21 protein-coding genes and 4 pseudogenes are annotated in these 26,809 nt (G+C 62.7%); 14 read left to right on the top strand and 11 right to left on the bottom strand.

All coding sequences use genetic code 11. The annotated features are described in order from the left end of the window. Positions 1-67: 67 nt before the first annotated feature. On the bottom strand, positions 68-520 hold the full coding sequence (locus NMG70_RS21215) for an Lrp/AsnC family transcriptional regulator (RefSeq protein WP_254026341.1): 453 nt from the start codon (positions 518-520) through the stop codon (positions 68-70). Positions 521-682: 162 nt separating this feature from the next. Here NMG70_RS21215 and putA point away from each other — a divergent pair, with 162 nt between their 5' ends. Further along, positions 683-4,294, top strand: coding sequence for a bifunctional proline dehydrogenase/L-glutamate gamma-semialdehyde dehydrogenase PutA (putA, locus tag NMG70_RS21210; RefSeq protein WP_254026340.1), 3,612 nt, complete (start codon positions 683-685; stop codon positions 4,292-4,294). Positions 4,295-4,523: 229 nt separating this feature from the next. Here the strand turns inward: putA and hmuQ are convergent, their stop codons facing one another. From hmuQ to NMG70_RS33300, 4 genes and pseudogenes are all read right to left on the bottom strand, one after another. Further along, positions 4,524-4,838: a heme-degrading protein HmuQ gene (gene hmuQ, locus NMG70_RS21205; RefSeq protein ID WP_254026339.1), complete on the bottom strand. Its 315-nt coding sequence runs from the start codon at positions 4,836-4,838 to the stop codon at positions 4,524-4,526. Between the two features lie 67 nt (positions 4,839-4,905). Beyond that, positions 4,906-5,745: an energy transducer TonB family protein gene (locus NMG70_RS21200; protein WP_254026338.1), complete on the bottom strand. Its 840-nt coding sequence runs from the start codon at positions 5,743-5,745 to the stop codon at positions 4,906-4,908. 269 nt (positions 5,746-6,014) lie between these two features. After that, a complete protein-coding gene (locus tag NMG70_RS21195) occupies positions 6,015-6,458 on the bottom strand; it encodes a hypothetical protein (RefSeq protein ID WP_254026337.1) in 444 nt (147 codons plus the stop codon). 5 nt (positions 6,459-6,463) lie between these two features. Beyond that, positions 6,464-8,741, bottom strand: a pseudogene (locus tag NMG70_RS33300) (TonB-dependent hemoglobin/transferrin/lactoferrin family receptor). A gap of 209 nt (positions 8,742-8,950) precedes the next feature. On the opposite strand from NMG70_RS33300, the gene hemP reads away from it, so the two are divergent. From hemP to NMG70_RS21160, 5 genes and pseudogenes are all read left to right on the top strand, one after another. Then, positions 8,951-9,202 carry a hemin uptake protein HemP gene (gene hemP, locus NMG70_RS33010; protein WP_367185570.1) on the top strand — a complete coding sequence of 84 codons (252 nt, stop codon included), beginning with the start codon at positions 8,951-8,953 and terminating at the stop codon, positions 9,200-9,202. 11 nt (positions 9,203-9,213) lie between these two features. After that, positions 9,214-10,293: a hemin-degrading factor gene (locus NMG70_RS21175; RefSeq protein WP_254026334.1), complete on the top strand. Its 1,080-nt coding sequence runs from the start codon at positions 9,214-9,216 to the stop codon at positions 10,291-10,293. Positions 10,294-10,340: 47 nt separating this feature from the next. Next, positions 10,341-11,205: pseudogene (locus tag NMG70_RS21170) on the top strand (heme/hemin ABC transporter substrate-binding protein). 11 nt (positions 11,206-11,216) lie between these two features. Next, positions 11,217-12,316 (top strand): annotated as a pseudogene (locus NMG70_RS21165) (FecCD family ABC transporter permease). A gap of 43 nt (positions 12,317-12,359) precedes the next feature. Further along, positions 12,360-13,148 (top strand): heme ABC transporter ATP-binding protein, encoded by a 789-nt coding sequence (locus NMG70_RS21160; protein WP_254026333.1) that lies wholly within the window; start codon positions 12,360-12,362, stop codon positions 13,146-13,148. A 180-nt stretch (positions 13,149-13,328) separates the two neighbouring features. Here the strand turns inward: NMG70_RS21160 and rirA are convergent, their stop codons facing one another. Next, positions 13,329-13,790 carry an iron-responsive transcriptional regulator RirA gene (gene rirA / locus NMG70_RS21155; RefSeq protein ID WP_027156154.1) on the bottom strand — a complete coding sequence of 154 codons (462 nt, stop codon included), beginning with the start codon at positions 13,788-13,790 and terminating at the stop codon, positions 13,329-13,331. 529 nt (positions 13,791-14,319) lie between these two features. On the opposite strand from rirA, the gene NMG70_RS21150 reads away from it, so the two are divergent. The 3 genes from NMG70_RS21150 (at position 14,320) to NMG70_RS21140 (ending at position 18,212) form a co-directional block, all read left to right on the top strand. Further along, positions 14,320-14,583: a DUF5132 domain-containing protein gene (locus tag NMG70_RS21150; RefSeq protein ID WP_254026332.1), complete on the top strand. Its 264-nt coding sequence runs from the start codon at positions 14,320-14,322 to the stop codon at positions 14,581-14,583. A 118-nt stretch (positions 14,584-14,701) separates the two neighbouring features. Then, positions 14,702-15,022: a DUF5132 domain-containing protein gene (locus NMG70_RS21145; protein WP_254020371.1), complete on the top strand. Its 321-nt coding sequence runs from the start codon at positions 14,702-14,704 to the stop codon at positions 15,020-15,022. A gap of 331 nt (positions 15,023-15,353) precedes the next feature. Beyond that, positions 15,354-18,212 (top strand): cation-translocating P-type ATPase, encoded by a 2,859-nt coding sequence (locus NMG70_RS21140; protein WP_254026331.1) that lies wholly within the window; start codon positions 15,354-15,356, stop codon positions 18,210-18,212. 13 nt (positions 18,213-18,225) lie between these two features. On the opposite strand, the gene NMG70_RS21135 is transcribed toward NMG70_RS21140, so the two are convergent. Both NMG70_RS21135 and NMG70_RS21130 read right to left on the bottom strand, forming a co-directional pair. Beyond that, on the bottom strand, positions 18,226-18,837 hold the full coding sequence (locus tag NMG70_RS21135) for a hypothetical protein (RefSeq protein WP_436798431.1): 612 nt from the start codon (positions 18,835-18,837) through the stop codon (positions 18,226-18,228). Continuing rightward, the gene (locus NMG70_RS21130; RefSeq protein ID WP_254026329.1) at positions 18,822-20,114 is read right to left on the bottom strand and encodes a DUF445 domain-containing protein; all 1,293 of its coding nucleotides are present in this window, start codon (positions 20,112-20,114) and stop codon (positions 18,822-18,824) included. Before NMG70_RS21130 ends, NMG70_RS21135 begins: the two co-directional genes overlap by 16 nt. Before the next feature lie 143 nt (positions 20,115-20,257). Between NMG70_RS21130 and NMG70_RS21125 the strand changes: the two genes are divergently transcribed. The 4 genes and pseudogenes from NMG70_RS21125 to NMG70_RS21110 all read left to right on the top strand — a co-directional run bounded on the left by NMG70_RS21125 (position 20,258) and on the right by NMG70_RS21110 (position 22,314). Continuing rightward, positions 20,258-20,875 (top strand): hypothetical protein, encoded by a 618-nt coding sequence (locus NMG70_RS21125; protein WP_254026328.1) that lies wholly within the window; start codon positions 20,258-20,260, stop codon positions 20,873-20,875. A 6-nt stretch (positions 20,876-20,881) separates the two neighbouring features. Continuing rightward, positions 20,882-21,040, top strand: a pseudogene (locus NMG70_RS21120) (DUF445 family protein); the annotation flags it as partial. A gap of 96 nt (positions 21,041-21,136) precedes the next feature. Further along, positions 21,137-21,565: a phasin family protein gene (locus NMG70_RS21115; protein WP_254026327.1), complete on the top strand. Its 429-nt coding sequence runs from the start codon at positions 21,137-21,139 to the stop codon at positions 21,563-21,565. A 248-nt stretch (positions 21,566-21,813) separates the two neighbouring features. Further along, a complete protein-coding gene (locus tag NMG70_RS21110) occupies positions 21,814-22,314 on the top strand; it encodes a MaoC family dehydratase (protein WP_254026326.1) in 501 nt (166 codons plus the stop codon). Positions 22,315-22,354: 40 nt separating this feature from the next. Here the strand turns inward: NMG70_RS21110 and NMG70_RS21105 are convergent, their stop codons facing one another. Then, on the bottom strand, positions 22,355-23,758 hold the full coding sequence (locus tag NMG70_RS21105) for an aminotransferase-like domain-containing protein (RefSeq protein WP_254026325.1): 1,404 nt from the start codon (positions 23,756-23,758) through the stop codon (positions 22,355-22,357). A gap of 106 nt (positions 23,759-23,864) precedes the next feature. Here NMG70_RS21105 and NMG70_RS21100 point away from each other — a divergent pair, with 106 nt between their 5' ends. After that, a complete protein-coding gene (locus tag NMG70_RS21100; RefSeq protein ID WP_254026324.1) occupies positions 23,865-24,728 on the top strand; it encodes a DMT family transporter in 864 nt (287 codons plus the stop codon). Between the two features lie 215 nt (positions 24,729-24,943). Here the strand turns inward: NMG70_RS21100 and NMG70_RS21095 are convergent, their stop codons facing one another. Then, the gene (locus NMG70_RS21095) at positions 24,944-25,984 is read right to left on the bottom strand and encodes a zinc-dependent alcohol dehydrogenase family protein (RefSeq protein ID WP_254026323.1); all 1,041 of its coding nucleotides are present in this window, start codon (positions 25,982-25,984) and stop codon (positions 24,944-24,946) included. A gap of 32 nt (positions 25,985-26,016) precedes the next feature. Beyond that, positions 26,017-26,667, bottom strand: a complete 651-nt coding sequence (gene maiA / locus NMG70_RS21090; RefSeq protein ID WP_254026322.1) for a maleylacetoacetate isomerase — start codon at positions 26,665-26,667, stop codon at positions 26,017-26,019. Positions 26,668-26,809 lie beyond the last annotated feature (142 nt).

The following is a 26,809-nucleotide window of genomic DNA, read 5'->3' as shown; positions in this document are numbered from 1 at the left end:
GTGGGGGAGATATCCGGCAGGACAGAGGGGGGCACTGTCCCGCCGACGTTACCGCATCAGCGCTCTCCTACCGATCCTTCACCGTCTCCATCGCCACGAATGTCGAGGTCTGGGCGACGTGGGGCAGGGCGGAGATGCGCTCGCCGAGCACGCGGCGGTAGGTGGCGATGTCGGTGGTGCGGACCTTCAGCAGATAATCGAAGCTCGACGCCATCATGTGGCATTGCTCGATCTCCGGCACCGCCTGCACGGCGCGGTTGAAAGCGTCGAGCGCGGCCGAGCGAGTGTCCGACAGTTTCACCTGGACGAAGGCGACATGGCCTTCGCCCATGCGCTCACGGTCGATGATCGCCTGGTAGCCGCGGATGATGCCGTCCTTTTCCAGCCGCTTGACCCGCGCCTGCACCGGCGTCTTCGACAGGCCGACCTTTGCCGCGAGTTCCGACATCGAAAGCCGGCCGTCGCTGCCTAGCGCCGACAAGATGTTCCTGTCGATGCGGTCCAATTGGTCTTCTGTCATCAAATATCTGGTCAAATTGGAGGAAATCCGGCCGAATGATAGATCAATCGACCTATCCTGTCGATTTCTTTGGACCGATCGAAACTACGCTTTGTGCTAGCTTGCGTCATTCGGTCCGGTGACCGCCGGACCGCTCACTGATGCTCGCTCCACAGGACCGTCATGCCAGCGCTCGAAGCCATCCGCCAGCAGATCCGTGCCAATTACTTGCCTGACGAAGACGAGGCCGTGAAGCGGCTGGCCGAGGCGACAGGGCTTTCGACGAAAGAGCGCAAGGCAATCTCGGCCCGCGCGGCCGATCTGGTGCGGGCGGTGCGCGGCTCGTCCGATCCGCGGCTGATGGAAGTCTTTTTGTCCGCTTACGGCCTGTCCACCAAGGAGGGCGTCGCGCTGATGTGTCTTGCCGAAGCGCTGCTTCGGGTACCCGACACCGAGACGATGGACGACCTCATCGCCGACAAGATCGCGCCGCATGACTGGTCGGCGCATTCGGGCGGCTCGAGCTCGATTTTCGTCAATGCGTCGACCTGGGCGCTGATGCTGACCGGTCGAGTGCTCGACGAAGGCGAGGACGGCATCGAAGGCACGCTGCGCGCCATGGTGCGCCGGCTCGGCGAGCCGGTCATCCGCAGGGCGGTCGCTGCGGCCATGCGCGAAATGGGCGAGCAGTTCGTGCTCGGCCGCACCATTGCCGAGGCCGTCAAGCGCGGCCGGCCGATGACCCAGAAAGGCTATCTCTATTCCTTCGACATGCTGGGCGAGGCTGCCCGCACAGAGGCTGACGCACTGCGCTATCTCAAGGCCTATGCCGACGCCATCTCGTCGCTCGACGCCGGCGCCAACGGCCCCGACATCCGCCAGAATCACGGCATCTCGGTCAAGCTGTCGGCGCTGCACCCGCGCTATGAAGTGACGCAGAAGGAAAAGATGCTGCCTATGATGGCCGAGCGGCTTTTGTCGCTGGCGCTGGCGGCGCGCCATTCGCGCATGGGCCTCAACGTCGACGCCGAGGAAGCCGACCGCCTCGACCTGTCGCTCGAAATCATCGAGCGGGTGCTGGCCGAGCCGGAGCTTGCCGGCTGGAACGGCTTTGGCGTCGTCGTCCAGGCCTATGGTCCGCGCGCCGCCTTCGTCATCGACTGGCTCTATGCGCTGGCGAAGAAGCACGACCGCACCATCATGGTGCGGCTGGTCAAGGGCGCCTATTGGGACACCGAGATCAAGCGGGCGCAGACGCTCGGCCTCGACGGCTATCCGGTCTTCACCCGCAAGGCCAACACCGATGTGTCGTACCTCGCCTGCGCGAAAAAGCTGCTGTCGATGACCGACCGCATCTATCCGCAATTCGCCACCCACAACGCCCACACCGTCGCCGCCATCCTGTCGATGGCCGGCGATCGCGACTCCTTCGAGTTCCAGCGCCTGCACGGCATGGGCGAAGCGCTGCACGAGACGGTGCGGCGGGCCGAGGGCACGCGCTGCCGCATCTATGCGCCGGTCGGCGCGCATTCCGACCTGCTTGCCTATCTGGTCCGCCGGCTGCTCGAAAACGGCGCCAACTCCTCCTTCGTCCACCAACTCACCGACGAGGAGGTCGAGCCGGAGGATATTGCCCGCGACCCGCTCGAAACGGTCGAAAAACAGGGTCCGGCCGCCAATCCGGCGATTCCCAGCCCGTCGGCGATCTTCGGTGCTGCCCGCCGAAATTCGAAGGGTTTCGACATCACCGATCCGGTGACGCTGGCCGCGATCGTCAAGGCCAGGGCTGAATTCGCGGGGCCGGACCGCTGGCACGCCAGGCCGATCACCCGTGCCGCCGGCTACGGCAAGCAGTGTCCGGTTGTCAATCCGGCAAAACCCGACGAGGTGGTCGGCACGGTCAGCGAGGCCACCGCCAAGCAGGTTGCGACCGCCGTGCGCATCGCCGTGGAGGCGCAACCGGCCTGGGCAAGACGCCAGGTCGCCGAGCGCGCCGCCATCCTCAACCGCGCGGCCGACCTCTATGAGGCCAACGCCATCGAATTCTTCGCGCTCGCCACCCGCGAGGCCGGCAAATCACTGGCCGACGGCGTCGCCGAGGTGCGCGAGGCAGTCGATTTCCTGCGCTATTACGCGACCGAGGCGGCCAATGCCGAAACCGGAACCGAGGCGCGCGGCGTGATCGCATGTATCTCGCCGTGGAATTTTCCGCTCGCCATCTTCACCGGCCAGATTGCGGCAGCACTCGTCACCGGCAATTCGGTTATCGCCAAGCCGGCCGAGCAGACGCCGCTGATCGCCTTCCGCGCGGTCGAATTGCTGCGCCAAGCCGGTGTGCCGGAAGACGTCATCCAGCTTCTGCCCGGCGACGGCCCCTCGGTCGGTGGCCCGCTGACCGCCGACCCGCGCATTGCCGGCGTCTGCTTCACCGGCTCGACCGAGGTCGCCAAGCTGATCGAAAAGCAACTGGCCGAGACCGCCGCGCCCGACGCCATGCTGATCGCCGAGACCGGCGGGTTGAATGCGATGATCGTCGATTCCACTGCGCTGCCCGAGCAGGCGGTGCGCGACATCCTGGCCTCGGCCTTCCAGAGTGCCGGCCAGCGCTGCTCGGCGCTGCGCGTCCTTTACGTGCAGAAGGACGTCGAGAAGAAGATGCTGGACATGCTGAAGGGCGCGATGGAAGCGCTCAGCCTCGGCGATCCCTGGCGGATCTCGACCGATGTCGGGCCGGTCATCGACGAGGGGGCACAAAAATCGATCCGCGACTATTGCACTAAGATGGGCCTGCAGGGCCGGCTGATCGCCAAGCTCGAAGCGCCGAAGGATGGCCGCTTCGTGGCGCCGCATGTCTTTCGGGTCAAGGGCATCGAAGACATCGAGCGCGAGGTGTTCGGGCCGGTGCTGCATCTCGCCAGCTTCGACGCCGACGACATCGAGGGGGTGATCGCGGCGATCAATCGCAAGGGTTATGGCCTGACCTTCGGCCTGCACACCCGCATCGAAGGCCGCGCCCAGCATCTCGTCGACGGCATCCATGCCGGCAACATCTATGTCAACCGCAACCAGATCGGCGCTGTCGTCGGCTCGCAGCCGTTCGGCGGCGAGGGGCTTTCCGGCACCGGGCCGAAGGCCGGCGGGCCGCACTATCTCAGGCGGTTCCGCAAGGGGCCGCAGGCGGGCACACCTATTCCTGACGGCCGCAAGGTAACGGCGACCGAACTCGCCGACAACCTGCCGGACCCGGCGCTCGGCGGCTGGTCGACGCGGGCGGACCGCGTTGCCGTGCTGAGGAAGCATTTGCGCGGCAAGGGTGCCGCGGCCATCGGCGCCGCCGCCAGCATCGATTTCGGCCAGGTCGATTTGCCCGGGCCGACCGGCGAGGCCAACACGCTGTCGCTGTCGCCGCGAGGCCGCGTGCTCTGCCTGGGGCCGGACGCCGACACGCTGCTTGCCCAGACCATCCAGGCGCTGGCGGCCGGCAATGCGGTGCTGGCGGTCGCGCCGGGTGCGCCGGCGGCACTGTCGTCACTGACCGGCAAGGGCCTGCCGCTGGCGGCCATCGACGGCCGGCCCGACCCGGTCGAGGCACGCTCGCTGCGTGTCGACGTCGTCGCCTTTTCCGGCACGCCCGAGGCCGCTCGCATCGTGCGAAAGGTGATCGCCGACCGCGCCGGGCCGATCGTGCCGCTGGTCAGCGAAGTGCTCAACCCGGCCGCCTATGCGCATGAGCGCGCCGTCTGCGTCGACACTACGGCTGCCGGCGGCAACGCCAGCCTGCTGGCCGCGGCGTAAGGCTTAGCCGGGGCTTTCGCATAGCGGGGCGACTCTGCCTTCTCCCCTTGTGGGAGAAGGTGGCCGCGAAGCGGTCGGATGAGGGGTGTTCCAGCTTGGCATCGCCGCATTCCTTCCAACACCCCTCATCCGTCTTGGCGCTACGCGCCAATCCACCTTCTCCCACAAGGGGAGAAGGGAGAAGGGCGGCGCCGACTTCGACTATTGGCCGGCGGCGGGCGAGGCCATGTCACGCGCCCTCGACGACCGAAAAGCCTTCGAACTGCGGATGGCCGAGATAGTGCAGCTTGGTGGAGCCGGCGTTGCGGTGCGCGGCGCGGAAATTCTCGGATTTGGTCCAGGCGACGAAATCCTCATGGCTCGCCCAAACCGTGTGCGAAGCGAACAGCGTGTAGCCTTCGGCCTCGTTGAGCGGACCGCGCAGCAGATGAAATTGTTTGAACCCTTTCATCTCCGAAAGGCTGGAATCACGGTTCTTCCAGACGTCCTCGAAGGCCTCCTCCGAGCCGTTCTGGACCTTGAAGCGGTTCATGGCGATGTACATTGGCGGTCCTTTCAGCATTGGTGAATTGTGACGGTTGACGGTGGCCGAAACGATGAGGCGCAGGGTGTTAAAATGGACCAATCCGCGCTTTAAACACCCAACTTGACCTGCCAGTTTCGGTTGGAATGGGAGGGAACGGCGCTTGCTTGCGCACCAGTGTCAAAGCGAATTGATCAAGCTCCGTAGAACCTGAGCTTTCGGCAAGCTGTATGTCGCTGATGCTGCCGTCGGCCATGACAACGAATACGACCCTGGCATTGTTGCGAGCGCTCGCCTGTATCGCTTTCGAAACACGCCGGTTAGCACGGGCAAGCTTCTTCTGAACTTCACCGCTGTAGCGGGATTCTATCGCATTGCCTGCCGCTGCCTGCTTCTTGCCCTTGCTGGACGTCACCGCGTCGCGTTCCTCGCCATCCGCGGCGCCGCGGGCACCGTTCGTTTCGCCGGCTCCGCGAGGACCTGGTGTCGAGCTTGGCCTTGCGGTCGGGATCGGCGGCTGTCCGACATCGACAGGGGGCGCCTCGGTGCTCTCGGCCGGAGCAGCCGGCTCTGCCGGCGTTTCAACCTTCGGAGCCACGCTCTGCTCGTCCAGCCGTGGGCTGTCGGCCATCAACATGTCTGGCGCGGCGGTGGGTTGTTCGACAATCCGCGGCAAGGGCGCGGGTGGCTGCGCGGCCATTTCCCTGATGGGCCGGTCCCCGGTGGGCCGGTCGGCAGGCGGCTCGGGCTTGACCTCAGGCTTGGCTGGCCGCGGGTCGGGCACCAGGGTAACGTTCAACGCACCCGGGACCTGACCATCCAAGTCGCTGCCGACCACGTTGGCGCCGGTTTGATCGGCGCCTTCGATCTCGATTGCGTCCCCGGCATCAAACGTGCCGGCAGGTGCGATGAGAAAAGCGGCCGCCACCGCGGCATGAAACAGGCAGGAGGCGACGATCGCCGCCGTCCATTTGCGGCTCATGGCTGACGGTCGGGCCGGCGCAAGCGGTCCGGTCGGCGCAATCGCCAGTTCGCCATCGGCGTCGGGGAGGGGACTGATGTTCTGCATGGCTCGCGGCGAGACCTGCCGCAACCGGCGCGGACTTGTCAAATCAACCTCATTTGCCCTAGCGGCAACAGGCAGCGGACCACACCACTATGTTTCGTGCGAGTGCGGGCTCCAGTCCAACCGTCTTTTCAGACCCCGAAGGCGATGCCGGTCTTGGTCTCGGTCTTCAGTCCGCGCATGCAAGCGTCCGGCTTGATGCCGGTGCCGGCGCATTCAGTCGAGCTGTTGATCAGCACGCGGCTGACCTTGGCGCAGTCGGCGCCGGCAAGATCAAAACGCGTCACCTTGGTCTTGCCCGCCGGCAGGTCCTTGAAGTCGAGCACGGTCAGCCGGTCGACGACGCCGGCCTCGTTGAACAGCGCGATCTCGAACGCCGCCTTCGAGAGATCGGCGCCGAGCGTGTTGTTGACCACGAAGGTCAGACGGCAGCCCTTGTCGGAGGGTTGTGCGCCATTGAGCTCAAGCGTGAGAGCAGGGGCCGGCGCGGACTGTTGTGCCCACGCCGGACCCATCGCAAGCGGCATGGCCAGCACCGAGGTCAGCAGGCGAAGCGATGCCGTCACGCTTGTCATTGTCGTCAGCCTCCAAATCGCATTGTCGCCGCCAGCTTGAGCGTGACGCCTGGCTCGTAAACTACAACAGTCGCCGATGCATTCAACGGGTTGGTGTATTTGACGTCGAACAAATTGTCGGCGCGGAAGTCGACCTTGAGATTGTCGGTCGCCTGGTAGCTGGCGAAGGCGTTGACCAGCGTGTAGTCCTTGGCCACCGGGTTGCGCTTCGGCTTGCCACTATACTGCACCTCGCCGCCGACGGTCAGTTTGTCCTCCAGAAAGCGGAAGCCGAGTTGCCCGGTGACCTGCGAAGAGGGGACGGTGACGAGGTCTGCCCGCTCGCCGTCGTAAGAGATGGTGTGGCCATCGATGATCGACGCGGAAAGCCCGGCGAAACCCCAGCTGGCGTCATAGACGGCTTCCATTTCAAAGCCGCGGATCCTGGCTTCTGCAAAGTTCTGGTACTGGAAGCAGATCGGGATGCCGGGGCCGAACGGGCAGCCCCTGGTCGGGTCGAATGCCGATAGCGTTACACCATCGATATAGTCGTCGACATCATTGTTGAAGTAGGCCGCCTTGAAACGAAACGCGTCGCCGGCCTCGACGATGTCGTCGTGCTTGTAGTTGACGCCGAATTCGACGGTCTTGCCGATTTCAGGCTTCAGATCAGGATTGGGGAGGATCGGAAAGCTGACGCCTGCCGGATGGTTGCCGCTGATGAGGGTTTCCGACAGCGACGGAGAGCGATATCCCTCGGCATAGGTGCCGTAGAGTTGCAGTCCCGAAAGGCTGGCGGTTTCGAACGGCGAGACGCCGACGGTGATGCGCGGCGACAGCCGGTCGCCGGAGGTTTCGCCGACATCGCTTTCGAGCTTGTAGCTGTCGTAACGCAGGCCGGCGATAATTTCGAGCCAGTCCCAGGTGAGCTTGTCCTGGATGTAGGCGCCGGAAACGTCTCGCTTGCCCGAAGGGGTATAGAAACTCGCGCCGCCTGCGACGCCATCCGTCTCGACATCGTCGCCAACCCAGTCGCCACCATAGGTCAGCTCATGCGCAATGCCGGCGGTCTCGAACCGCGAGGTGTTCCAGATGTCGATGCCCGAAGTGCCGACATCGAAAGTCGACATCGAGCCCGACGGCAGGACGATGGGAAGCCCGGTGACCGGATCAAACCGGTTTTGCGGAACCAGGCTCGTCATCTCCATGTTGGTCTTGTTGTAGGAGGCGTTGACGTGGAGATCGAGCCAGCTCTTGTTCTCATCGGTGATGTTGTAGCGCGCCGTGAAGGTATTCGCCTCCAGGTCGACATCATTCACCGGCGTTCCGCCGCTGACTTCGTTCCAGCCGTCGCTCGTGCCATTCCAGCCCAGCTTCAGTTCGCTGTTTTCGCTGGGGCGGATGGTCGACTTCAGCAGGCCGCTCAAGACATCGAAGCCGGTGCCGTTCACAGTGTCACCGCCGCCATTCTTGTAGTCGTCGTAGTCGCGATAGACGATGTTGCCGAGGACATCCCAGTTTTCGTTGAAACGTAGGCGCCGGCAGCGCTGGTCGTCCAGCCTTCGCCATTGCTCTCATAGCGCCCGGTCGCGGACGCCGCCCATGTCTCGCCGTCGCGAAGATAGTCGTCCGCGTCCTTGGTCTCGAACAGGACGACGCCGCCAATGGCGCCCGAGCCGTAGGTGTTGGCGACCGGGCCGCGAATGACGTCGACGGATTTGATGAGCTCCGGGTCGATATAGAAGGTCGATTGCGGGCCGTGGTCGGAGCGCTGGAAGTTCTGCCGCGCACCGTCGACGATCACCGCGACGCGGCCAAAATCCTGCAAGCCACGGATGTTGATTGAGGAACTGACGCGCCTCGCGTCGGCCTGGACCGCTACACCCGGCACACCCAACAGCATGTCGTTAGGCGTCGTCGCCATGCGGCGTTGCAATTGCGCCTGATCGACATGGCTGGCTGAAGCCAGGGAATCGATTGCCGTCTCGCCGGTGCGGCTGATGACCAGGATCTGGTCGAGCAGCGTTGCGCCTGCCGCGGCCGGTCCGGTCGCTTCAGGCGTCTGCGCCTGTTCGGCCTGCTGCTGATCTGTTGCAGTTACCGGTGGGCATTGGCTTGTTGAGCATTGGCCGACTGAGCATTGGCCGATGGGGTTAGCAGCGCGATCGCCGCAGCACCTGCCAGCAATGCGGCCATTCCGTTTGGCATCGGTCGATGCCCCAGAACGCCATGCCCCAGAATTCTATGCCAAGGATCCGGGCTGCTATTCGCCACACCCGGCCGACCCCAATTCGCCAACCCCATGCCCCAACTCCAAATGTCCTGGTTCGATGCTGGCTGGCTTGACGCTTGCCGGCTTTTTCGACGTGTCCGGCTTCTTAAATCTTGACTCAGCTAGCCCGGTATTGCACTGACTGATAAACATGAGTATTAAAGTCAAGAAATGAATCGGCATTTCACGCAAGCGTCGAGCCAGCCGACCAGGCCCGGCCCAGGAAAGGGATTGAACCAAGATGAACACGCACAATCCCAATGACTTTCGGCCCAATGACTTTCGGCCCAGTGACGTTCGCCGCAATGACTTTGGCGATCGCGTCCGCCGTTCCGACGACACTTCGGCTCGTTTCGATCGGGTTCCGTTGACGGTGAGGACCCTGTCCAGCAACGCCCTGTTCCAGGGCGAGCACGAGATCGGCATCGAGCATCACGGAGCGCTCTACCGGCTGAAGATCACCCGCCAGGGCAAGCTCATCCTCAACAAGTAGGTAATAAAAATATGGACCAGCGCGTAAAGCCCGCGCCGCACGAGATCCGGCGGGCGCGGGCAGACAATCCGAAGACGCGCGAGCGCGATCTCGCCGCCCGGCTTGGCATTTCGGAGGCCGAGCTGGTCGCCGCGCATTGCGGCGACGGCGTCGTCCGCGTCGAGCCTCGCGTCAACGATCTTCTGACCGGCCTCGAGGCCGTCGGCGAGGTCATGGCGCTGACGCGCAACGAAAGCGCTGTGCACGAGAAGATCGGCGTCTACGACAAGGTCGTGACCGGCAACCACAATGCCATGGTGCTTGGCGAGAACATCGACCTGCGCATTTTCCCGAAAGTCTGGGCGCACGGCTTTGCCGTCGAAAAGCGCGACTGCGGCGATATCAGGCGCAGCCTGCAGTTCTTCGATGCGGCAGGCGAGGCGGTGCACAAGGTGCATCTGCGGCCGGCGTCGAACCTCTATGCCTATCAGAAGCTGGTGGGCGAACTGGAATCGCCGAACCAGGAGTCGACCGTCGCGATATCAGAGGAGGGGTCGATTTCAAAAGGCGGGCTTGAAAGCGAGGCCGAGGCTTCCGACGCTTCCGCTGACGTCGACGATCTGCGCGACCGCTGGAGCCGGCTGACCGACGTGCATCAGTTCTTCGGCATGCTGAAGACACTGAAGCTCGACCGCCGCCAGGCGATGCGCATGGTTGGCCAGGATTTCGCCTGGCTGCTCGACAACGATGCCGTCAGCGCCATGTTCCATCATGCCGCCGAGGGCGAGATGCCGATCATGTGCTTTGTCGGCAATCGCGGCTGCATCCAGATCCATTCGGGCCCGATCACGTCGATCAAGCCGATGGGGGCGTGGATCAACGTGCTGGACGAGACCTTCCACCTGCATCTGCGGACGGACCACATCCAGGAGGTCTGGGCCGTGCGCAAGCCGACCAAGGACGGCCATGTCACGTCTCTCGAAGCCTATGGCGCCGACGGCAAGATGATCATCCAGTTCTTCGGCAAGCGCCATGAAGGCGAAAGCGAGCGCGAGGACTGGCGGTTTCTGGCAGAGAACCTGCCGCGCATTCCTAGCCCGACGGCGGCCTGAGGACAACGACAATGGCTGCTTTGCTTGAACCGGCGCGTGTTTTTCGAATGGCGGTTGGGGCCACGATATGCCTTTGTGTGGCCTTTGCGCTGCCGGCCCGTGCCGCCGAAGCGACCGAGGCCTTCGCCGATCCGTCGAGGATCGGCCATTGGCGGTTCGATCACCGAGATCGTCTTTGCGCTCGGCGAGCAGGACCGGCTGGTCGCTCGCGATTCGACCAGCCGTTATCCCGAGGCGGCGCTCAAGCTGCCGGACGTCGGCTACATGCGCCAGCTATCGCCGGAAGGTGTGCTGTCGGTCAATCCATCGGGCATCCTGGCGCTGCACGGCAGCGGGCCAAAGGAAACCGTCGACGTGCTGAAGAAGACGAGCATCCCGTTCATCGAGGTGCCCGAGCGTTACGACCGTGAAGGCATTCTCGAAAAGATCCGCATCGTCGGCAAGGCGCTTGGCGCCGACGCCAAGGCCAATGCGCTGGCAGCCGAGATCGACGCCAGGCTGAAGGCCGCCGAAAAGCAGACCGCCTCGATCAAGGACCGCAAGCGCGCCCTGTTCGTGCTGTCGATGCGGGGCGGCAAGATTCTCGCTTCCGGCGGCAACACCGCGGCCGACGGCATCATCAGACTTTCTGGCGGCGTCAATGCGATCGACGGCTATTCTGGCTACAAGCAACTGTCCGACGAGGCTGTCATCACCGCCAGGCCGGACGTGATCCTGATGATGAACAATGCCGGCCCCGGCGTATCGGACGACGAATTGTTCGCGCACCCGTCCATCCGCTCGACACCGGCGGGTGCGGCGCGCAAGGTGGTCCGCATGGATGGCGGCTATCTGCTCGGCTTCGGGCCGCGCACCGCCGACGTCATCCGCGACCTTGCCGCCTCGCTTTATGGCGGGCAGGCCGCGGACTGAGCGGGGGCCCGATTGTGGATCAATCGATCGCTGGTGCGGGCACTATGGCGACAGCATCCGACGGCGATCGTTCGCGGCGCGCGCGCATCGTCATCCTGCTTTTGTGCCTGGGACTTGCCGTTGCCGTCCTGTTGTCGCTGACCTCAGGCGCATCCGATGCCTCGACCGTCAGCGTCATTGGCGATTGGCTGTTGGGTGCAGCACCCGGCATTGAGGCGATGAGCGCGCGCGACCGCCTGATCGTCTTCGACATCCGCCTGCCGCGCGTCACGCTCGGTGTGCTGATCGGCGCAGCGCTTGCCGTCTCCGGTGCGGTGATGCAAGGACTGTTCCGCAACCCGCTGGCAGACCCCGGTCTCATCGGCGTTTCGGCAGGAGCGAGCCTTGGCGCGGTGGCTGTCATCGTGCTCGGCGCAACGGTGCTGACGCCACTAATTTCAGTGCTGGGCACACTCGCTCTGCCGCTGGCGGCGTTCTGCGGCGGGCTGGCGACGACATTGCTGCTTTATCAGGTCGCCACCACGCAAGGTCGAACATCGGTCGCCACCATGCTGCTTGCCGGCATTGCACTGGCGGCCCTTGCCATGGCGCTGACCGATATCCTGATCTTCATGGCCGACGACCGGCAGTTGCGCGACTGACTTTTTGGCAGCTCGGCTCGCTTGCCGGCGCGACCTGGCAGAAAATCGGCTCCGTCGGGCCTGTGATCGTGCTGGCGTTGGCGGCGATGCCGTTCCTGGCGCGCGGCCTCAACGCGCTGGCGCTGGGCGAAGCCACCGCCGGCCATCTCGGCATTCCGGTGCAGCGGCTGAAATACACTGCCATCATCGGCGCTTCGGCTGCAGTCGGGGCGTCTGTCGCCGTCAGCGGCGGCATCGGCTTTGTCGGCATCGTCGTGCCGCATCTGCTGCGCCTGGCCATCGGCCCGGACAATCGTTATTTGCTGCCGGCGTCGGCCCTGCTTGGCGCTTGCCTGCTGCTGCTGGCCGATGCCGTCGCCCGCACCATCGTGGCGCCGGCCGAGCTGCCGATCGGCATCGTCACCGCGATCGCCGGCGCTCCGTCCTTCCTCTGGATCCTGCTGCGCAAGCGTGGCGTCCTAGATCTGTGAGTGGGAGACCTGTGAGAGGGCTTTTCATGATCGAAGTGCGGGCATGATCGAAGCGCGGGACGTCTCGGTGGCGATCGGCGGCAAGCGCATCGTCGCCAATGTCGATTTCGACATGCGGCCTGGCGAAATCGCGGCCATCGTCGGCCCCAACGGTTCGGGCAAGACGACCTTCCTGAGGGCGCTGTCCGGCGATCTTGCCTATTCGGGTGCGGTCACCATCAACGGCCGCGACCTGTCGGCGATGAAGCTGGTCGAGGCAGCCATGCTGCGCGCCGTGCTGCCGCAGGCGACGACGCTGTCGTTTCCCTTCACGGTGCGCGAGATCGTCCGGCTCGGCCTGCTCGTCGGGCGCTCGGGGGCGCTGCCCGGCGAGGACGAGCGCCTGCCCGAGCGGGCGCTAGCGCGCGTCGATCTCGACGGTTTTGCCGGCCGATTCTACCAGGAGCTTTCGGGCGGCGAGCAGCAGCGCGTGCAGCTGGCCCGGGTGCTCTGCCAGGTCTGGGCGCCGGTCCTCGACGGCAAACCGCGCTATCTCTTCTTCGACGAGCCGGTTTCCAGCCTCGACATCAAGCACCAATTGATCATCATGAACATCGCCCGCGATTTCGCCAGAAGGGGCGGCGGCGTCGTCGCCATCCTGCACGACCTCAATTTGACGGCGATGTATTCCGACCGGATCTTCGTCATGCATCGCGGCAGGCTTGCCGCCACCGGCTCACCGCAGGACGTGCTGAGCGACGATCTGATCGAAAAAGTGTTCGATTGCCGGCTGCGGGTCGGCGTGCTGCCGGCCGGTGACATGCCGTTCGTCCTGCCGCAGTCGGTCTATTGATATTCAGGTGATGCCGGCCTGCAAATGGCGGTTTCCTGCGCTTCCGGTACTCACGTACCCAAACGTACGCTCCGTTCCGGTTCTCGGAACCCACCTGTTTGGTCGCTTCGCGCCCGTCTTCGACTCCGGCTCGGCCTGACCTGAATCTCAACAGACCTATCCAACAGCGATGACCCGGAATCAGGCGGCCGGCGCTCTTTGCACCAGCATGTCGATGCCGAGCAGGTGGCGCACATTGGGGCGCGCCGCCACCATGTCGGCGATGGTATAGCGCTCAAGCACGGCGAAGAACGCATTGAGCGCCTCGCGCAGCGCCGAATTCAGTGCGCAACTGTCGACCAGCGGACATTCGGCCGCGTCGTTCTCGAAGCATTCGGCCATGGCGAAGCTCTCTTCGGTCACGCGCACGACGTCGAACAATGTGATCGATTCGGCCGGGCGGCCGAGCCTGACGCCGCCGTTCCTGCCACGCACCGTCTCGACCAGACCATGCTCGACCAAAGGCTGCAGGATCTTGAAAAGAAAGAGTTCGGACACCGAGTAGGCGGCCGCGATCTCCGGGATGCGGCTCAGCCGATCGGTATTCGCGGCGCAATACATCAGGATGCGCATGGCGTAGTTGGTCTGGCGTGTCAGCCGCATTGTGTCCTCACGAGGCAGTAGCTTGGGCTCAATATGGCCTATACCTTGGAATAATTCCAGACTGGCAGCGCATTATAGCTGAATTAACTCGTCAACTTTGCATGCGTGACCGCGGAAAGCGTGAGGCGGCAGCCAGTGGGCGGGCATTTGGCCGGAAGTGGTCGTAATAAAGACGCGAGACCAATCAGTAGCGATCTCACAATCGGTCCCGCCATGACCACCGTCCGATTCGATGCTGATACGATACCAAGCTTTCAGCACTCAGGCGCACCAAGTTCGTGGCTAGCGCGACGCTGGGCTGTGTCCTCATCTTGCCCTCGTCAAGTCGTTCGAGGGCCGTTTTGCCTGGCTGGGCCTCGTCGCCACCCTCGTTGCAGAGACCGTGTTGCAGAGACCGTCGTGAATGTAACGGGAGGGTGACAAATTGATGACTATTTCGATATTCACGCGGAACCATCCCGGTGGCAAATCGTTGGACCAACCTTACGCGCTCCAGTCGCGTCACGACAAAGCTCCAAGGAGTAGGACGATGGCGTTGTTGAAGGGTGCTAATATCGTCACGGGGTTGGCGATTGGCATTGGAGCAGGCGTCATTGCCCCCATGCTTGCGCCTATCCTCAAGCCATTTGCCAAATCGGCCATCAAGGCTGGATTGGTGGCTTACGATCAAGCGCGAGTTGCCTTCGCCGAACTCAATGAGCGAACGGGCGACGTCATGGCCGAGGCTCGGGCTGAAGTGGAAGAAGCGCGTAAAGCCGCGGCTGAGCAACCGAAATCCGCTGACCAATCCTGACATCCACATGCGGCTGTCGGATTGAAGTCTTGGGGTTCGAGTCTTGCGAGGTTCGCGAGTCTTGGGAGGTTCGTTTGTACCAGTGGGAAGAATGGGGCACTAACAAGGAGCAAGTTCAATGGCGATACTCGAAGACGCATTTAAAGGCGGCAACATAGCAACGGGTTTGGCCTTCGGGTTGGGCGCGGCCTTCTTGGCGCCGCTTGCCGTATCCGTGCTGCGTCCTGTTTCGAAAGCGGTCCTCAAGGCCGGTCTGGTTGCTTACGACCAAGGCCGAGTTGCCGTTGCCGAGATGAATGAAATGACGTCCGACTTGGTTGCTGAAGCCAGAACAGAGATGGCCGAAGCGACCAGAGAAACGGACAATGGAGGCAGGAGCGAAACCGGCGCGCGTCGCGCCCGTAAGAGCGAAGCTGCAGAAAAGTCTTCTGGCAGCTAAGCATCAATACTGTCTGAAACGGGTCATGACCGGCGTGAGGCTTTGCATCACGCCAGGCCATCCACTCGTTGCCTCAAAGGATTCCACCGCGGGCACATTTGTTTTGCCCGGCAAGCTCTTGCGGTGGAGTTCGGTACAACAGTCAGCTTAAGGGTGCCGTGGGATGCATGCCGAGTCGGGGAATCCCGAGTCGTCCAATAGTCGCAGCGCCGTGTCCATTACCCGGATCCATACATCAGTCCCGGGTCGGGCCAGGCTGAAAATCGGCGGATTGCAAGGCTCAGGCTCAGTCAAAACTCTGCTGGAGCGGGGAGGCCACGCGGCGCCTGGCGTGTCCAGCATCACCGCCAGCGATCTGACCGGAAATGTCGTCGTCCAATTTGACGCAACCTCAGGCCTTGATCCCATCATCGACTATCTCGCCGCTTTATTGCGAGGTGAGATCATCGCACCGGGCGAGATGCCCGATGCCGGGCCGGAGTGGCATACGCTTTCGCCAAAACAATCGTGTTTCAAGCTGGAGGCTTCGGCAGACGCCGGCCTGCCAGGAGATGAAGCTCGGCGGCGGTTGGCAAGCACCGGCCCCAACATCCTCGAAAACATTCAGCCACGGTCGCGCGCGAGCATTCTTGCGGACCAATTTCAAAGCTTGCCGGTCGCGATGCTTCTTGGTGCCGCATCGGTCTCCATTCTCACCGGCGGCGCATTCGAAGCCGCCGTGATTCTCGCAGTTGTCGGCTTGAACGCCGTCATCGGCTACCAAACCGAAAGCCGTGCGGAACGGACGATCCAAAGTTTGGGAGCGAAGGGGCCCCAAACCGCCCAGATTATGCGCGGAGGCGTCATTGCCACTGTCCCAGTTCAGCAGATCGTTCCCGGGGACGTTCTTACGGTGCAACGAGGAGACGTAGTTCCGGCCGATGCGCGTCTGCTGAACGAAGAGGCTTTGACAGTTAGTGAAGCCCTGCTGACGGGCGAAAGCGCACCCATTCAGAAGACTGTCGGTGCTATCGAACGGATGAACGTGCCTCTTGGGTCCCGTTCAAACATGATCTATCGCGGGACGATCGTGACTGGAGGCGGCGGGCGCGCGATCGTGGTGGCAACAGGTTCGCTCACGCAAGCGGGACGAATACAGCGGCTGGTCGGCGCAACTTTCTCCCCTGAAACGCCGCTCCAAAGGGAGCTCAAGAAACTCGGACAGCGGCTCGGCTGGCTGACATTGGGCACTTGCGCAGTCCTTTTCTCTCTGGGCTGGCTGCGCGGGATCGGTCTTCTCCAGATGGCCCGCTCGGCGATATCTGTTGCCGTCGCAGCAGTCCCTGAAGGTCTGCCGATGGTGGCGACGACCACCTTTGCTCTTGGCATCGAGAAACTGCGTCGTGAAGGTGTTCTGATCCGTAAGCTGGATGCTGTCGAGACGCTTGCGGCAGCGAGGGTCGTTTGCTTCGACAAGACGGGAACGCTGACCCTCGGCCACATCGATGTCGATACGATCAGGATTGGCGACAATGCCTACTCGATCAATGAGGATTGGGCCTACTCGATCAATGAGGATTGGGGCGCGCAGAAGGCGCTGCGCAATCTGCTGGAAGTGTGCTGCCTGTGCAACGATGCCGAGATTGTTCAGACGGAAGAAGGACTGCGTTTGAACGGCTCGCCTACCGACGGCTGCCTCGTCCAGGCCGCTCTCGACCGTGGCGTGGACGTTGCATCTCTGCGTAAGCGCTTTGCACGGATATCCGTGCAGCGCAGGAGCGAAACGTATCGCTTCATGGTGACGCAACATGCAATGGAAGATGGAACGCTGACCGCCATGAAAGGGAGCCCGAAGGAGGTCCTGGCGCGTTGCCGCATCGAAATCTTGCCGGACGGCACCGAGCGAGAGCTCACTCCGGAACGGCGCGCCGCCATCGGGAAAGTAAATCTCGAAATGGCATCTCAGGCTCTTCGCGTACTGGGTGTCGCGCGTGGACAGGCCACAGGCTCCAAGCCGAATGGGCATAATGGTCGAGATCTTGCCTGGCTCGGGCTTGTTGGGATGGCGGATCAGGTGCGTCCGGGTACCAGCGAACTGCTGAGCCAACTGCACGGGGCCGGCATTCAGACGATTATGCTCACGGGTGATCAGAAGGCAACGGCGGCTGCCGTTAGCGAGCTTATCGGGCTGAACGGTCGGGGCGAGGTGGAGATTGTCGATGGCGCGGACCTCGAAGACATGTCTTCGGGCGAGCTTGCCCAGACCGCTCGGCGAGCGCATGCGTTCAGTCGGGTCAGCCCGGCGCAAAAGCTGCAAATCGTTCGCTCTCTTCAGGAAGCAGGTGTAACCGTAGCAATGGTTGGTGACGGAGTGAATGACGGCCCTGCGTTGAAGGCTGCAGACGTGGGCGTTGCGATCGGCCAGCAGCAGAGCATGAATGCCGCAGGGGAAATCGCGGATGTCATCATCCACACCGGTGGCCTCGGCGGTCTCGCCACCGCCATCGAAACAGGCCGCACGACCCACCGCAACATTCGGAAAACCATTCGCTACCTGGTCAGCACTAACCTCAGCGAAGTGCTGCTGGTCTTGGCAGGTACTTCGGTCGGCATCGGAGCACCGCTCTCGCCGATGCAGCTCCTCTGGATAAACCTGATCTCCGACGTGCTGCCCGGCATCGGACTGGCGATGGAAGCGCCTGAACCCGACATTCTTCGGCAGGCACCGAAAGAAGACCACACGGCGATATTGCGGCGCGGTGAAATCGGGCGGCTTGCCGCTCAGTCTGCGATCATAAGCGGCGGAGCGATGGCGGTGAGCCTTCTCGGCGCCACGCGCTATGGATTGGATTCTCCAATCACGAGGACCATGACTTTCGAAAGCCTGGTGATGGCCCAGCTTCTTCATGCCATCACATCGCGTTCCGACAGGCACAGCCTCTTTGATCGCAGCCCGCGACCGCCCAATCGCGCGCTCTCGCTGATCATTGGTGGGTCGATGGCCGTTCAGGCCGGCTGCCTCCTAATACCGTTTTTCAGAAGGCTTCTCGGAATAGCGCCGATCACCGGAATAGACGCCATCATTACCCTCGCCGGCGGAACTCTTCCCTTCCTGGCAATGGAATGGATGAAATCGCGACGTGATACCGTCGATGGCGAGTTGGTGTGGACGCGCGCGAAGGAGCAGGCGAACCTTCCGGCGCCGGTGTAATTGCACCGCCGCCCTACGCTGCGATCGGCATAGGTTCTTCGGCTTGCTCATGCGTCACAGTCGACGATCGATGCGATTGAGGCCGCATCATGGTGCCGACAACCGCACGAAGTACCGGTTCGGCCAGGACCTCTGCCAGTTGGGCAGCAGGATGCCTCGCGAAGACGATAGGCAGGAACTTTGCCAGCAGGAACACCAGGTCCAGTTCGCGCCCGCTCATGCCGTCAGTCCGACCATTCGCCACGACGAGCGGATGAAGAGTCGATTCGACTGTCAGATACGGAATGCCGCGGCAGGCAGCCAGCGGATCGACACTGTTATCGTGCACGATCACCAGGCTTGCGGCCGTAGGATTGACGGTCACGCTGGATATGCCCTCCGCACCGAGAAGGTCTCGCTGCAGATTGGCGAAAAACGCGACCTGATAGCGCGCTGCGGGAATTTTGATCCGTAGACGGCCCGCTGTGCGGTGAACGACACGGGCGGTTTTTTGAAGATGCATCTCGATTCGCTCACTTTGATGCCGCCGAGGCGGCCATTCGCGAGCGAGATAGGAGATTTTCACAAAAGCTTGATGACAGTCGCAGGCTTTGTGGGCGGCGCGATTTCTTAGGAAATCGCCCATGTCCCGAGATAGAGTAGGCATCCGACGAGCGCGCCCACGATGGTTCCATTCATGCGGATGTATTGGAGATCGCTCCCGACAACCAGTTCGAGGCGGTCAGATAGCGCTTTCGTGTCCCAGTTCCTGACGACGTCGCTGAAGAAGGAGCTGATCTCGCTGCGCCACGTGACGATATAAAGCGCTAAGCGTTCCAGCGCAGAGTCGAGGTGTTTCTGCATCGCCTCATCGGTTGCAAGCGCCTGTCCGAACAGGGAAAGCCCACGCTGAAGGCTAGCGCGCGTCTTCGACGAGGGCGTTTGCAAATCTTGTAGAGCAAGCTCTGACAGCTCGGTCCAGATTGAACCGAGCCATGCCTGAATGCCGGGATGCTCGAGCAAACGGTTTTTGGCTGCATTTATCTGCTCCCGCTGCTCGGGAGACGTTTGCAGGGTGTGAACAAGGTCCAAAATTGCTTTCCGGAATTTCAGCCGCGCGTCACCTTCAGGCTCCTGCAGCTTGTGCAATACTTCGATCACACCTGAAACAAGCGCGGCAGCTATCCGACGGTCTATGGCTTTCGGAATCCACCAGCGACTGCGTTCCTGCACAAGTTTTTCGATCTGGCCGCTGTTCTCCTGGAGTAATTTTTCGGCAACCTGGATGGCGCGGTCGAATACGACGTCGGCTTCTCCGCTGACCGTCAGCGCATGAAGAACGCGGCCGAGGACAGGCGTAAAGTCGGCTTGCCGAAGCTGCTCGCCAAGCGTGCGATGGGCGAAATTCAGCAGGTCCGGGCTTCCCGCAGATCGGATCAGGTATGGTAGTGCGTCGACGATCGTGTCGGCGATCGCATCGGCACTGGAAGGAAGAGCAATCCAGGTGGCGAAGCGGTGTCCGACACCAACACTGCGCAACTTGGCAAGGACAGTGTCCGCCGTGAGGAAATGCCGCTCGATGAAGCGCCCAAGCGTTGTCGCAATGCGATCCCTGCTGTTCGGGATGATAGCGGTATGCGGAATCGGGACACCTAAAGGGTGGCGAAACAGCGCCGTGACGGCAAACCAGTCCGCCAGCCCCCCGACCAGGCCAGCCTCGGCGCCTGACCGCAGCAGCAATGTGGCGAAGCCTGGATTATCGACCCAATGCGTGCTTACGACGATTGCTGCCATTGAGCCAAGGAGGCCGTTAGCGAAGGCGCGGTTGCGACGCTGGCGCCGGATGGCGATTTGGTCGTCCCCGGCGCTCACGTCAGTGGCTTGTTCGGAGATTGAAAGGGGAGAGGACGATTCTGCCGGCATACCGAGACTCCTGTATAATCAGTGAGCAGAGTGCTCTGGTGCAAGACTCCTCGATATGCGAGGCTGAAGGCAATACAAAGGAGTGCGGCGAAAAGACCAGCTGGCATCGGGGCGCAAACAGGCTTCCAACGAGCAGGCGAGTCATGCTTCCCAAAGCGACAGTCGAACACACCATGCCGGGGCGCCTTCGGGTGAAAGTTTCCGATTTCCGCGGCGACGTGTCCTATTTCCGCTCGGCAATCGAGAAGCTCTCGAACTATCCGGAGATTGCCGGTTTGAGGGCGAACCCGATGACCGGAAGCTTTATCATCGAGCACAAGACGGATTTGCCCTCGATTCGCCAAATTGCGGCCAACGGCGAAGTGTTCGACCTGCAGGAGACATTTTCGCCGCCGCCTCGCCGAGAGCCGCCCGCTCCGAGCGGAGACAAGGCGGACGACAGGAACCCAGCGTTGGAAGGGGGCAGAGCGACCGTAATCGGCCTGTTGGGTCTGGCCGCCTACCGGGCGACGCGAGGCCATGGATTGGGGCCCGCCACCGAAAACTTCTGGAATGCGTTCGGTGCGCTACGAATTCTCAAGAATCCATTTATTGCGCTCGTCTTTGGCGGCCTTGGAGTTCTGCAATTGACAAGGGGCCGATGGGCGGGATCGGCATCATCCCTCCTCTTCTATGCGTTCGTCGTCAGGCAGCTGTCCGGCTCCGGCCCCGAAATGCAAGCGCCAGCCAATCGGACGAATCGAAATCCCTCTAGCGACTGACGCGCCGCCGATCAGGTCAAGCGCTGGGACCTTGCCCAACTGACCAGGCTGATCGAAATGGACATCGGCAGGGACCTGACAACTATCCGCTTCAACAGCATGGTCATCGGCGGCCTGGCCGGCGTCGTGCTCCATACCTTGGAACGGCTGTTCCTCGTCGACTGAGCCGCGATGTATTGCGCGGCCGAATGGACCGTGAGGCTCCAGTGCCCTATTGTTCTCTTCAGGTGCCGCATTCGCAGCAACAGGGGAGACGCCACCATGGCAAAGCGACCGGATTCCGACTCCTTCATGGACATGTTCGGCAGGTTCGGCCGCGATCTGAAGTTGCCGAACGTCGATGTCGACGCGATCCTCAACCATCATCGCAAGAACCTCGAAGCACTGGAAAAGTCGGCCAGGGCAAGTGCTGCCGGAGCGTCGTCGCTGCTCTCCCGACAGCGCGAGATGCTGCAGGACACGCTGCACGAGATCGCCGACATGGCGCAGAGCTACAGGGCTCCGGGCGATCCTCGGGAGTTGATGGCCAAGCAAACGGCGTTCGCCAGGAAATCCTTCGAAACCGCATTGAAGAATGCCGGCGAGGTGGCCGAGCTGGCCAAGAAATCCGGGACCGAATCGGTCGAGATCCTGCGCGAGCGCATCAAGGAGGCGATGGAGGAAATCCGCAGCGGCTACGACAAGAAGTAGGCCGCTCCCGAGCAGTTGGACTTTTCTCCCGTCATCCCGGCTGGTGAAAGCCTTGGTGTTGGTCCTTGGCCCGCCGAGGCGCACAAAGTTCCTCTTGCCCGATAATCCTGTTTCCGGCGCTGGACACGGCACTTGAGCCGGCACTGGCGCGATCCGGCCGAGGATATCGCAGCGGAACACGCCCAGCGAATTGACAGGGGCGGCCGGTTCGTGGTCCGGAGGCAGGGAAAGCGATCGGGAAAGCAGGAATGACGCAAATACGGCTGAGGCCGCCGCCGACCTACGAACAGCTCCGGACGATGACAGGTCAGGAGCTTGGCGTGTCGGACTGGACGACGGTCGACCAGAGCCGGATCGACCAGTTCGCCGAATGCACCGGCGACCGCCAATGGATTCATGTCGATCCAGAGCGGGCGAAGCGGCAAAGCCCGTTCCGCGCCACCATCGCGCATGGCTATCTAACGCTGTCGATCATCGGCGCGCTGGCGCTCGACATGGGCATCGTGCCAGAAAACACGCAAGCCGTCTTCAACTACGGCTTCGACAAGGTGCGGTTCCTGGCGCCGGTCAGGGCCGGCGCGCGCATCAGGCTGCGCATCACGCTGTTGTCCATGGAGGATAAAGGTCCCGGCCAGTATCTGATGAAGGCCGCCAACATCGTCGAGATCGAAGGTGAGAAGAAGCCAGCCCTGACCGCCGAAACGCTGGTTATGCTCTATGAGCGGCGGCGCAGGCGGGCAGGGGCGTGAGGGGCGAAGCGCCAAGGCCTGCATTTCGTGACAGCGAAAATCAACGCGACATCGCCTCTTGAAGCGTCCTGAAAATTCTCTCGTCCGCCGACTGCGCGACGTTGAAGCGCAGGAAACGGCTGGCGGTTTGGGACAGGCTGAACGCATTGCCGGGCGCCAGCACAACATTGGCCGACAAGGCGCGGCGGGCTATTTCAGCTGCATCGACGCCTTCCGGCAGTCTGCACCACAAGAACATGCCGGTCGGCTGGTCGATCCACGGCACGATGCCGATCGCCTTCAGTCGGGTGCTTGTCTCAGCCATGGCGCGGGAAAGCCGCGTGCGCAGCACATCGACGTGCTTGCGATAGCTGCCGTCCTTCAGCAGCGTCAGCACCAGTGCGCAGGCAAGGCGTCCGCTGCCGAAGGACGTGGCGATCTTGAGATCGGTCAGCCCTTCCATCCAGTCGCGCGGAGCCGCGATGAAGCCGCAGCGCACCGACGCCGAAAGCGTCTTGGAAAAGCTGCCGATATGGACGACGCGACCAAGACCGTCGAACGCCGCCAGCCTGGGTGCGGGCGTGTGTTCGAAGTCGGCAAAGATATCGTCTTCGATGATCGTCAGATCCGATTGGTCGGCGAGCTTGAGCAATCGGTGGGCGACGACCGGCGACAGAATTGCACCCGTTGGATTGTGAAGCGCGGAATTGGTGATGTAGAGACGCGGCCGATGCTCGACCAGCGCCTGCGTAAACAGCTCGATATCCGGTCCCGACGGCGTATAGGCAACGCCGACCACCTTGGCCCGGTGAGCGCGCAACAGGGCATGGAAGTTGAAATAGCAGGGATCGTCGACCAGCACCGTGTCGCCCGGCTCGAGCAGGAACCGGCAGAGGAGATCGATGGCCTGGGTGCCCGATTCCGTCAGCATGATCTGGTCGGGAGACGCCTCGATGCCGTGCTCTGCCATGCGCCGGGCGAGCAGATGCCGCAGCAGCGGCAGTCCGAGCGGGGTGCCGTAATCGGTCAGCGTGACATCATCGCCGCGTGCCATTGTCCGCAGCGCCCGGCGCAATCCAGCCTCCGGCATCCATGAGGCAGGCAGCCAGCCGCAGCCGGGTTTGAGCACGCCGTCGCCGGATTCCAGCGACTGGCGCGAAACCCAGAGCGGGTCGACGGCACGGTCAAGCCTGGGGCCGATCTCGGCCAGTGACAAGGGAGCCAGTGGTCCGGCGGCATAAAAACCCGAGCCGGGACGCGAGCGGATGCTGCCTTCCGCGGCAAGACGTTCATAGGCCTCGACCACGGTGGATTTGGAAACCTGCATAGTCTTCGCGAAAGCCCGGATAGAAGGCAGTCGTGTCCCCGGTGTCAGGCTGCGCGCGGCGATCCTGTGCCTGATCGTCGCCATGACGCTTTCGACAAGCGTCCCGCTGCTCTCACTTGCCGTCGTCTGCTCGTCCATCCGTACTGCTCAAATTACCATGACAGTTTTGTCAAATTGTACCTCATTGTCTCTGGCGGCGCCATAGATCCGGCCCGATAGAGGGCGAGAACTTCAGGAGCATGCAATGGACAAGACGGCGGGCGGCTGGATCAACGGATTCGTAGGCGTTCTGATTTTCAGCGGATCGCTTCCGGCAACGCGGGTTGCGGTGATGGATTTCGATCCGGCCTTCCTCACCGTCGCCCGCGCTGCCACGGCAGGCATCCTCGGCCTCGCGCTTCTGCTCGTTTTTCGCCAGAAGCGTCCGGAACGGCAGGATCTGTTTTCGCTGGCCATCGTGGCGCTCGGCGTCGTGGTCGGCTTTCCGCTGCTGACCGCGTTGGCGCTCAAGCACATCACCTCGGCCCATTCCATCATCTTCATCGGACTGTTGCCGCTGGCGACCGCGATCTTCGGCGTTATTCGCGGCGGCGATCGCCCCAAATCGGCCTTCTGGCTGTTTTCATGCCTTGGCAGCGTCCTTGTTGCCGGTTTTGCGGTGACCCAAGGTGTCTCGGCGTCGCCGCTTGGCGACATGCTGATGCTGGCCGCAATCATCGTGTGCGGACTTGGCTATGCGGAAGGCGCCACGCTGTCGCGCAAACTCGGCGGCTGGCAGGTGATCTCATGGGCGCTGGTGTTGTCGCTGCCGGTCATGCTGGCCTTGACGCTCATCACCATGCCACCGTCGCTCGAAAATGTCGGCAAGGCCGCCTGGATCGGCCTGGCCTATGTCTCGCTGTTCAGCATGCTGATCGGTTTTGTGTTCTGGTATCGCGGGCTGGCGCAAGGCGGCATCGCCGCGGTCGGGCAGTTGCAGCTTCTGCAGCCTTTCTTCGGCCTCGGCCTAGCGGCAATGCTGCTGCACGAGCCGGTCAGCCCCGCCATGATCGCCGTCACCGCTGCCGTGGTGCTTTGCGTGGTCGGTGCGAAGAAATATGCGAGATAGAGGCGGCGGCCCTTCTCCCTTCTCCCCTTGTGGGAGAAGGTGGCCGAGCGAAGCTCGGTCGGATGAGGGGTGCTGGCCGGATCACTCCATTGAAGACGTAACCGCTTAAAATCTTTCGATATTTTAGGTCGTGTTTCTTCCAACACCCCTCATCCGTCTCGGCGCTGCGCGCCGATCCACCTTCTCCCACAAGGGGAGAAGGTAGAGCCGCACGGCTAGAACTTCGTCACCACGCCGATGCCGATGCCTTCGAAGCCGCCCATCGCCATCAAGGCCGCGGGCGCCTCGTCGAGGCTGATCCGCTTGCCCACCAGCAGTTCGGGCTTCAGCTTGCCGGTGCGGATCATCTCCATCATAGCCTGGTAGCGGTAGGCCTGCATGCCGTGGCTGCCGAGGATTTCGAGCTCGAAGGCAATCACCTTGTCCATCGGTACCTGCGGCCTGGCGTGGTCCCCGAGCATCAGGCCGACCTGCACATGGCGGCCGCGCCGGCGCAGGTTCGCGATTGAGTTGAACGAGGTACTGGGATGGCCGAGCGCGTCCATCGACATGTGCGCGCCGCCATTGGTGATCTGCTTGACCGCCTTGACCACATTCGGTGTCTTGGCGGCGTTGATCGTCGCCACCGCGCCGATCTTGCTGGCGAAGTCCAGCTTCTCGTCGGTCAGGTCGATGGCAATCACGTTGGCGCCGATGGCGCTGGCGATCATGATCGCCGACAGGCCGACGCCGCCGCAGCCATGCACGGCCACCCATTCGCCTGGTGTCACCCGGCCCTGGTCGACAATGGCGCGGAACGAGGTGACGAAGCGGCAGCCGAGACTGGCGGCGGTGGCGAATTCCATCTCGTCCGGCAAGCGGACCAGATTGGTGTCGGCATGGTCGATGGCGACATATTCGGCGAACGAGCCCCAGGCGGTGAAGCCGGGCTGGGTCTGGTGTTCGCAGACCTGATGGTTGCCCGAGCTGCATTCGAAGCAGCGGCCGCAGCCGACGGCGAACGGCACGGTGACGCGCTCGCCGGTCTTCCAGCGGGTCACCTGGCTGCCGGCGGCCACGACGACGCCGGCAAGCTCGTGGCCCGGCACATGCGGCAGGCGGATGCCGTCGTCATGGCCCATCCAGCCATGCCAGTCGCTGCGGCAGAGCCCGGTCGCCTCGACCTTGATGACAACGCCGCCCAGTGCCGGCTCCGGATCGGGAACGGTCTGGATCGTCGGCACCTCGCCGAATTTTTCGAAGACAACCGCTCTCATCGGCAATTCCTCATGCTTTTATCCAACTTGCCCTACTCGGCATCGATCTGGTTCTCCGGCGCCGCCCTTTGGAAGGCCGGCAGCGCCATGCAGGCGGCGCGGATGCGTGCGATCGTCGGGTAGCGCGTCAGGTCGACGCCGAAACGGGCATTGCTGGTGACCTGGGCGGTCAGGCAGATGTCGGCCAGCCCCGGCGTGTCGCCATGGCAGAATGTCCCGGTATCGGCCGAGGAAGCCAGAATCTTTTCAAGCGGCTGGAAACCTTCGTTCACCCAGTGCCGGAACCAGTTGGCGACGTCCTCGTCGCCAGCGCCGAACAGCGTGCGCAGTGAGGTCAGCACGCGCAGATTGTTCACCGGATGAATGTCGCAGGCGATCATCTGCGCCAGCATCCTGACGCGGGCCCGGCCAAGTGCGTCCTGCGGCAAAAGCGGCGGTTCGGGCCTGGTCTCGTCGAGAAATTCGATGATCGCCAGCGATTGCGTCAGCAGCGTGCCGTCGCCCAGGATCAGCGCCGGCACCAGTCCTTGCGGATTGACCGAGAGATAGGCGGGCTCGAGATGCTCGCCATGGCGCAGATGATGCGGCACATATTGGTAGGTCAGGCCCTTCATCTCCAGCGCGATCCGCACCCTGTAGGAGGTGGAGGAGCGGTAGTAGTTATGCAGGACGAAGTCGCTCATTCCTGCACATTCGGCCGATTTGGACGGCCGGGCAAGGCATGGTGGTCTCGAAATTGTCATCTTCGTCCTTCGGCCAGGGATGGCGATGTACTATTTGCCAATAATCTGGCCATGGTCGCTGGGCTATTCTATCCTGCCTTGA

The organism is Mesorhizobium ventifaucium (assembly GCF_935822925.1).
Taxonomy (GTDB): domain Bacteria; phylum Pseudomonadota; class Alphaproteobacteria; order Rhizobiales; family Rhizobiaceae; genus Mesorhizobium; species Mesorhizobium ventifaucium.
The sequence above is the reverse complement of the archived record's forward strand: the minus strand, read 5'-3'. Positions and strand labels throughout refer to the sequence as shown.

Coding starts and splice junctions, on each gene's coding strand:
- NMG70_RS21145 (WP_254020371.1), top strand. CDS start 14,702: ATGGCGATACTCGAAGACGCATTTAAAGGCGGCAACATAGCAACGGGT.
- NMG70_RS21100 (WP_254026324.1), top strand. CDS start 23,865: ATGGACAAGACGGCGGGCGGCTGGATCAACGGATTCGTAGGCGTTCTG.
- hemP (WP_367185570.1), top strand. CDS start 8,951: ATGAACACGCACAATCCCAATGACTTTCGGCCCAATGACTTTCGGCCC.
- maiA (WP_254026322.1), bottom strand. CDS start 26,667: ATGAGCGACTTCGTCCTGCATAACTACTACCGCTCCTCCACCTCCTAC.
- NMG70_RS21175 (WP_254026334.1), top strand. CDS start 9,214: ATGGACCAGCGCGTAAAGCCCGCGCCGCACGAGATCCGGCGGGCGCGG.
- NMG70_RS21095 (WP_254026323.1), bottom strand. CDS start 25,984: ATGAGAGCGGTTGTCTTCGAAAAATTCGGCGAGGTGCCGACGATCCAG.
- NMG70_RS21195 (WP_254026337.1), bottom strand. CDS start 6,458: ATGACAAGCGTGACGGCATCGCTTCGCCTGCTGACCTCGGTGCTGGCC.
- putA (WP_254026340.1), top strand. CDS start 683: ATGCCAGCGCTCGAAGCCATCCGCCAGCAGATCCGTGCCAATTACTTG.
- NMG70_RS21130 (WP_254026329.1), bottom strand. CDS start 20,114: ATGCCGGCAGAATCGTCCTCTCCCCTTTCAATCTCCGAACAAGCCACT.
- NMG70_RS21125 (WP_254026328.1), top strand. CDS start 20,258: ATGCTTCCCAAAGCGACAGTCGAACACACCATGCCGGGGCGCCTTCGG.
- NMG70_RS21110 (WP_254026326.1), top strand. CDS start 21,814: ATGACGCAAATACGGCTGAGGCCGCCGCCGACCTACGAACAGCTCCGG.
- rirA (WP_027156154.1), bottom strand. CDS start 13,790: ATGCGGCTGACACGCCAGACCAACTACGCCATGCGCATCCTGATGTAT.
- NMG70_RS21135 (WP_436798431.1), bottom strand. CDS start 18,837: ATGGGCGATTTCCTAAGAAATCGCGCCGCCCACAAAGCCTGCGACTGT.
- NMG70_RS21150 (WP_254026332.1), top strand. CDS start 14,320: ATGGCGTTGTTGAAGGGTGCTAATATCGTCACGGGGTTGGCGATTGGC.
- NMG70_RS21115 (WP_254026327.1), top strand. CDS start 21,137: ATGGCAAAGCGACCGGATTCCGACTCCTTCATGGACATGTTCGGCAGG.
- NMG70_RS21215 (WP_254026341.1), bottom strand. CDS start 520: ATGACAGAAGACCAATTGGACCGCATCGACAGGAACATCTTGTCGGCG.
- NMG70_RS21160 (WP_254026333.1), top strand. CDS start 12,360: ATGATCGAAGCGCGGGACGTCTCGGTGGCGATCGGCGGCAAGCGCATC.
- NMG70_RS21105 (WP_254026325.1), bottom strand. CDS start 23,758: ATGGACGAGCAGACGACGGCAAGTGAGAGCAGCGGGACGCTTGTCGAA.
- hmuQ (WP_254026339.1), bottom strand. CDS start 4,838: ATGTACATCGCCATGAACCGCTTCAAGGTCCAGAACGGCTCGGAGGAG.